Genomic DNA, 5,810 nt, shown 5'->3' on the forward strand with positions numbered 1-5,810 from the left:
GATCCGTTTGCGACGCTGCGCTCCAGGTTTTCCGGCAGGCCGATGGTCTGCACGATCCGCCCGTTCTCAAGCACCAGGGCCACGCCGTTGGCGCCGTACCAGTACTCGCGTTTTCCATCGACGTTGCCAAGGATGAGGATGGCATCACCGTGCGCCGTCGTTGCGCGTAGCTGGTAGTAGGGTTTGGCGGCGACCTGTTCGGCTGTGGGCGACAGTCTTGGCGTGCCGCGCCATACCAATTTGATGGTGTCGCCGGTGCCGCGGGCGACGTCCGTGCATCCTGCCACCAGGAGGCACGCCATGCAGACCAGGGCCAAAAAGCCGCCCGTCCGGATCATGCGTCCGCCCACGCGAGCAATGCCCGCGTTGTACACGCGAGACATCGCGAAGGCCGGCTTGCGCCGGCTGTCAGGCAAACGGCGCACGGGCATCAGTGATCGAGGTTGTACGAAGCGTTCGCCGCGTTGCTGATGATGCCGGTGAGCGGCAACAGCTGGGTCAGGAATCGGTTCCAGCGCGTGACACCCGCAGGGCCGACGAACACGACGTCACCCGGCTTCACCTTGAACTGATCGGCAAGGATGAACGCATCCGGCGAACGGGCATCCAGTTGGTACACGGTGCCCTTGGCTTTCTCCAGATCCTCGATGCCACGAATGACGTAGACCGACTTGCCCTTGGCGGTGGTCTGATTGAGGCCGCCCGCACGACCGATCGCCTGCGTGAGCGTGAGATCGCTCGTCTTGAAACTGAGCGCCATCGGGTGATTGATCTCACCCACGATGTACGCTTCCTGGCGATCGTTGTACGGCAAGAAAAGACGGTCGCCCGGCTTCAGGAAAATGTCTTGTGCGAACTCCTTGGTCGAGCTCTGCACATCCAGATTGAGGTGGTAATCATGGCCGTCGCGCGTCAGCACCAGGCCGGCCAGATTGGCCTGTTCGGTATTCACCATCGCGGCGCCGATGGCTTGGCCCAGCGTGGTCGGAATCGCCGTGATCGACTGCGGATCGGTCTTGACGAAGGCCCCCTGCAGCGTGATGCGCTGGCTGCCATAACCGATGACGTTGACGTCGACCTGCGGTTTTTCCACGTATTTGGCCAGCTTGTCGCTGATGGCCTTGCGCAGTTCCTCGATGGTCAGGCCGGACACCTTCAGCTCGCCCACGTAGGGGTAGAACAGGGTGCCGTCGGAGCGCACAAGGCGGCCATTGGCCAGCGTCTGCTGCTGCGGGCCCGCCGGTGAGGTCAGCTCGGGGTGGTCCCATACGGTGATGTAAAGCGTATCGCCAGCCCCTATGCGATAGGGCTCGGGCCGGAAAGACAGCAGCTCAGGGGCGATGCCCTGTACGGTCTCCGCCGCCTTGTCCATCGCGATCAGTTTGGGCGTGATGGGAACGATGTCGACGCGACTGTTCTCATCCTCGCTACGCATCATGCTGCTGGTGGACATGTGCTGTCCCGGCGCCCACATGCAGCCATGCAGCAGGACAGCTGCGGCGGCCAGGACTACGGCGTTACGAACGTTCATGACTTCTGCTTTCGGTGGGTGCAGACAAAAAAAGATCCGCGCCAGCCGAAGCTGGCGCGGATATTTCGCTGGCAGATAAAAGACTTAGTGCGTGCCGGTGGTGCCGGTGGTGCCACCGGTGCCGCCCGTACCGCCACCGCCCGTGCTGGGCGGGTTGTTGCTGTTGCCGTGCGAGCTGCTTCCGCTGCTGCTGGCAACGGCCGCGGCAGCGCCAACGGCAGCTACGGCACCGATGCTGACGGCCGCGATGGCCCCAGCCGACATACCAGCGGCGCCGGCAGCGCCTGCCGCACCAGCAGCGCCAGCACCCGCGGTGCCGCCAGCCGTACCGCCAGCACCTGCGCCTGCGCCGCCATTGGCAGCGGGCCCCGGCGGGGTTGCCGGGGCAGGGGTCGTTTGTGCAAAAGCCTGGCCCGCCAGGCTGGTCATGAGGACTACTGCAAGCAATTTCTTCACGTGAGCTCCGTTCAGTGTGTTACGACCCAATCCACACGAAACCTTACCGGAAAATGAATTGTGATTTCCACGTGTACGATTCGTGACGTAGGACTTGATTGTGTATATGATCGTCAGCTGAACGCAAGCCTTTAGCGATTGGTCCGTGATGGCGTCATCTTGACTTGAGAGAAATAGCCCGGTCCTGCAGGCCTGGGCTTGGGGACTTTACAGTCAAAGCTCACACCGGACAGGCCCTGGAGGCGTTCAGCACAGGGGTCTGGCGAGCACGACACGGCATGAGCCGCGTGGCGCGCCAGTGGTTGCATCCGGAAGAGTCGTCGAACGTGTTCAAAAGGATCTTGGTCGTATGCGTGGGGAACGTCTGCCGTAGTCCTACGGCGGAGTATCTGCTGCGACACCATTTGTCCGCAGGTGGCGCCTCGATCGAGAGCGCCGGCCTTGGCGCGCTCGTGGACAAGCCAATGGACGCCACCGCCCTGCAGGTTCTTGGCGAGCATGGCGTCGACGGCAGCGCGCACCGCGCGCGCCAACTCACCTCCGGCATGTTGCGCGACGCCGACCTGGTGCTGGCGATGGAGCGCGAACACGTCAATCGCATGAGCCGCATGGCTCCGGAAGCCAGCGGAAAGATCATGCTGCTCGATCGATGGGTCCAGGGGCGCGACGTCGCAGACCCTTACCGCCAGAGCCGCGAAGCCTTCGAGCATGTCTACGACGTCATCGCAGAAGCCGTCGGCACCTGGTTGCCCTACCTGTCAAGTCAACGCTGCTAATGCCGATGTCAGGAAACGCCTACACGCAACGAAGGTAGGCACCCATACGAATCGTCAAGCATTTCCTTCAACCTAATTGATTGGCACCGGACTCACCGAGCATGGCCGCAACACAAAACACCGCGCAGCAAGACGACGAGATTGACCTGCGCGAGCTGCTGGGCACGCTGCTCGACCATAAGTGGTTGATTGGTGTCATCACCGGTGTGTTCCTCGTGCTCAGCGTGGGCTATGCGTTGCTTGGCACGCCGATCTATGAGGCGGACGCCCTGGTGCAGGTGGAGCAGAAGGTGCCCGACCTCCCGGGCCTTAGCGCGATCTCGCAGACGCTGGGAGCATCGAGTTCAGAGGCCACCACGGAAATCGCGCTCATCACGTCGCGCTCCGTCATCGGCAAGGCCGTCAACGAACTCAACCTGCAGGTTGAGACCTATCCGTACCACTTCCCAATCTTTGGCGGATGGGTTGCACGCCATTTCCTGCCAGACCAGCCTGGTGACGTGGCCCCGCCGATGCTGGGATTTGGCCGTTACGACTGGGGTGGCTCGAAGCTCGATATCTTCCAGATGAAGGTGCCGGCCGGGCTCGAGGAAAAGAAGCTTGTGCTGATTGCGGGTGCGCAGGGCGAGTACCAGCTTTTCGACGGCAGCGATTCCCTGGTGAAGGGACGCGTCGGCGAAGTAGCCAGCGGCCACGGCGTCACCATGCAGGTGCGCGAACTGCGCGCCAACGCAGGCACTCACTTCGCCGTGACGCATCACACCGCCCTCGCGGTGATCAATCAGCTGCAGCTAGACATTAGCGCATCGGAACAGGGCAAGGACTCGGGCATCATCTCGTTGACCTACGATCACGAAGATCCAGAACTCGCAGGTCAATTGCTGGATCATGTAAGCCAGGCATATGTGAAGCAGAACGTCGAGCGCAACTCGGCAGAGGCGGCGAACAGCCTGAAGTTCGTCAAAGAGCAACTGCCCAGGATTCGGCATGACCTGGACAACGCTCAGAACGCGTTGAATGGCTTCCAGATCAAAGCCAAGTCGGTCGATATCACGCTGCAGACCAAGGGCTTGCTCGATCAGACGGTCGCGATCGAGACCAGCATCCAGCAGCTGCGCTTGCAGCAGGCCGAGATGGAGCGCAAGTTCACCGGCGAGCATCCGGCGTACAAGGCGCTGCTCGATCAAATCGGCCAGCTTCAGGCGCAAAAAGCCGGTATCGAGAAGCAGGTCGGCGGATTGCCGGATACGCAGCAGGAACTGCTGCGCCTGACCCGGGACGTGGAAGTCACCAATGCCACCTACACCGGTCTGCTGAACCAGGCCCAGCAGCTCGAGATTGCGCGTGCCGGTACCGTTGGCAATGTGCGAGTGATCGATCCGGCTGCCGTGGATATCTCCAAGCCTGCCAAGCCCAAGAAGGCGCTCGTTGCTCTGGGCGGTACTTTCCTCGGCGGCTTCCTGGCCGTCGCATTTGTGCTACTGCGCCAGATGCTAAGTCGTGGCGTCGAGGACCCGTCTGCCATCGAAGAGCTCGGTCTCTCCGTGTACGCATCCATTCCAAGCAGTGCGGTTGAACGCCAGAGCTTCCTGCAGGGGCGTCGCGGCCGCGGCGATGGCAAGCAGAAGCTGCTGGCTGTCAACGCGCCGGCAGATCTGGCCATCGAAGCGTTGCGCAGCCTCCGCACCAGCCTGCATTTCGCTCGCATCGAAGCAAAGAACAACATCCTGATGATCTCGGGTGCCAGCCCTGGGGCAGGCAAGACCTTCATCTCGTCCAACCTGGCCGCCGTCATCGCCAAGGGCGGACAGCGCGTCTTGTTGATCGATGGCGACATGCGCAAGGGCGCGCTGCATACCGTCATTGGTGGACGCCCTGACAAGGGACTGTCCGAGCTGATCTCTGGCCAGCTTGTCCTTGAAGATGCGGTTCGATCCGTGGCGGATACGGAAGGTTTGCACTTCATCAGCCGAGGCAAGGTTCCGCCGAATCCGTCCGAGCTGTTGATGCACGCGAACTTCGTCAATCTGCTGGAAAAGCTGAAGCCGCAGTACGACCTGATCATCATCGATACGCCGCCCATTCTTGCGGTGACCGACGCCGCCATCATGGGTCATCACGTCGGCACCAGTCTGATGGTGGTCCGTTTCGGATTGAATCAGGCACGAGAAATCGCCTTGGCGAAGCAGCGCTTCGAGCAAAACGGCGTGCAGATCAAGGGCGCGGTGTTCAACGCGGTGGAGCGCAGGAGCACAGGCTACTACTCGTATGGCTATTACGAGTACGGCAGCAGCCCTGCGTGAGAGAAGGCCAACGCGTCATTGTCGGAAGAGTTGATGTCGTAGCAGGGACTGTTGGTCTCACTAGTACGAACAGTCTATTGGTTGCTTGACGCGGGATTAGAGATGATTCCGCGGCTCTTTCACCAAGGGGGAGTGAATGAGGGGCAATGAAAGAGCATGGCGCAGCCCTAGGGAGGGGCTGCCTTGCGTATGTGCGCCGCATCGGTGTCGAAAAAAGCACGACGATGGAAGCACAGTCGCAAACGAAGGCAAGGACGGAGTGCAGTGATGTTAACTATTCCAAGTGTTCCGCAACTAAAACGGGCGGAGTCGCATTTCTTATCAAAGCATGCTGCGCTATTGGATATCGTCCTACGCGTCAGTGATGTGCTGGTCATCACAGCTGTTGCGCTGGCTGTCTACCGTATCCAGTTTGGGAATTTCGAGCTGGAGCTTGCCTATACGTCCGGCCTCATACGAACCGTGCTGCTCGCCCTTGTGGTTTTTCCTGCTGCAGGTCTTTATCGCAGCTGGCGAGGGGAGAGTAGCCGACTGGAGATCGGCAGGTTGTGGCTGGCATGGGCTGGCGTCATGGTGGTGCAACTTCTCATCGCGTGGGCTCTTAAGGCGACCGATCACTACTCGCGAGGTGCTGCGGGTACATGGTTTGTCTCGGCCGGTATCGTGCTTACGCTCGATCGGCTCGCGCTGCGCTGGATTCTGGGATATATCCGTGCGCGTGGCGTGGATTCGCGGCGAGTGTTG

The 5,810-nt window shown here is 61.0% G+C and carries 6 protein-coding genes; 3 read left to right on the forward strand and 3 right to left on the reverse strand.

Annotation, left to right across the window (positions count from 1 at the left end):
* From VFG49_RS01930 to VFG49_RS01940, 3 genes are all read right to left on the reverse strand, one after another.
* A partial coding sequence (locus tag VFG49_RS01930) for a YjbF family lipoprotein (protein WP_324857815.1) occupies positions 1-374 on the reverse strand: 374 nt, incomplete at its 3' end.
* Between the two features lie 56 nt (positions 375-430).
* On the reverse strand, positions 431-1,531 hold the full coding sequence (locus VFG49_RS01935; RefSeq protein WP_414649025.1) for a polysaccharide biosynthesis/export family protein: 1,101 nt from the start codon (positions 1,529-1,531) through the stop codon (positions 431-433).
* Between the two features lie 84 nt (positions 1,532-1,615).
* Positions 1,616-1,987 carry a hypothetical protein gene (locus tag VFG49_RS01940; RefSeq protein WP_324857816.1) on the reverse strand — a complete coding sequence of 124 codons (372 nt, stop codon included), beginning with the start codon at positions 1,985-1,987 and terminating at the stop codon, positions 1,616-1,618.
* Positions 1,988-2,265: 278 nt separating this feature from the next.
* Here VFG49_RS01940 and VFG49_RS01945 point away from each other — a divergent pair, with 278 nt between their 5' ends.
* From VFG49_RS01945 to VFG49_RS01955, 3 genes are all read left to right on the forward strand, one after another.
* Positions 2,266-2,763, forward strand: a complete 498-nt coding sequence (locus VFG49_RS01945) for a low molecular weight protein-tyrosine-phosphatase (RefSeq protein ID WP_324857817.1) — start codon at positions 2,266-2,268, stop codon at positions 2,761-2,763.
* Between the two features lie 101 nt (positions 2,764-2,864).
* The gene (locus VFG49_RS01950; RefSeq protein WP_324857818.1) at positions 2,865-5,066 is read left to right on the forward strand and encodes a polysaccharide biosynthesis tyrosine autokinase; all 2,202 of its coding nucleotides are present in this window, start codon (positions 2,865-2,867) and stop codon (positions 5,064-5,066) included.
* A gap of 267 nt (positions 5,067-5,333) precedes the next feature.
* Positions 5,334-5,810: hypothetical protein (locus VFG49_RS01955; RefSeq protein WP_414649027.1), on the forward strand; the 477-nt coding region annotated here is incomplete at its 3' end.

This window comes from Dyella sp., from assembly GCF_035685885.1.
Taxonomy (GTDB): domain Bacteria; phylum Pseudomonadota; class Gammaproteobacteria; order Xanthomonadales; family Rhodanobacteraceae; genus Dyella.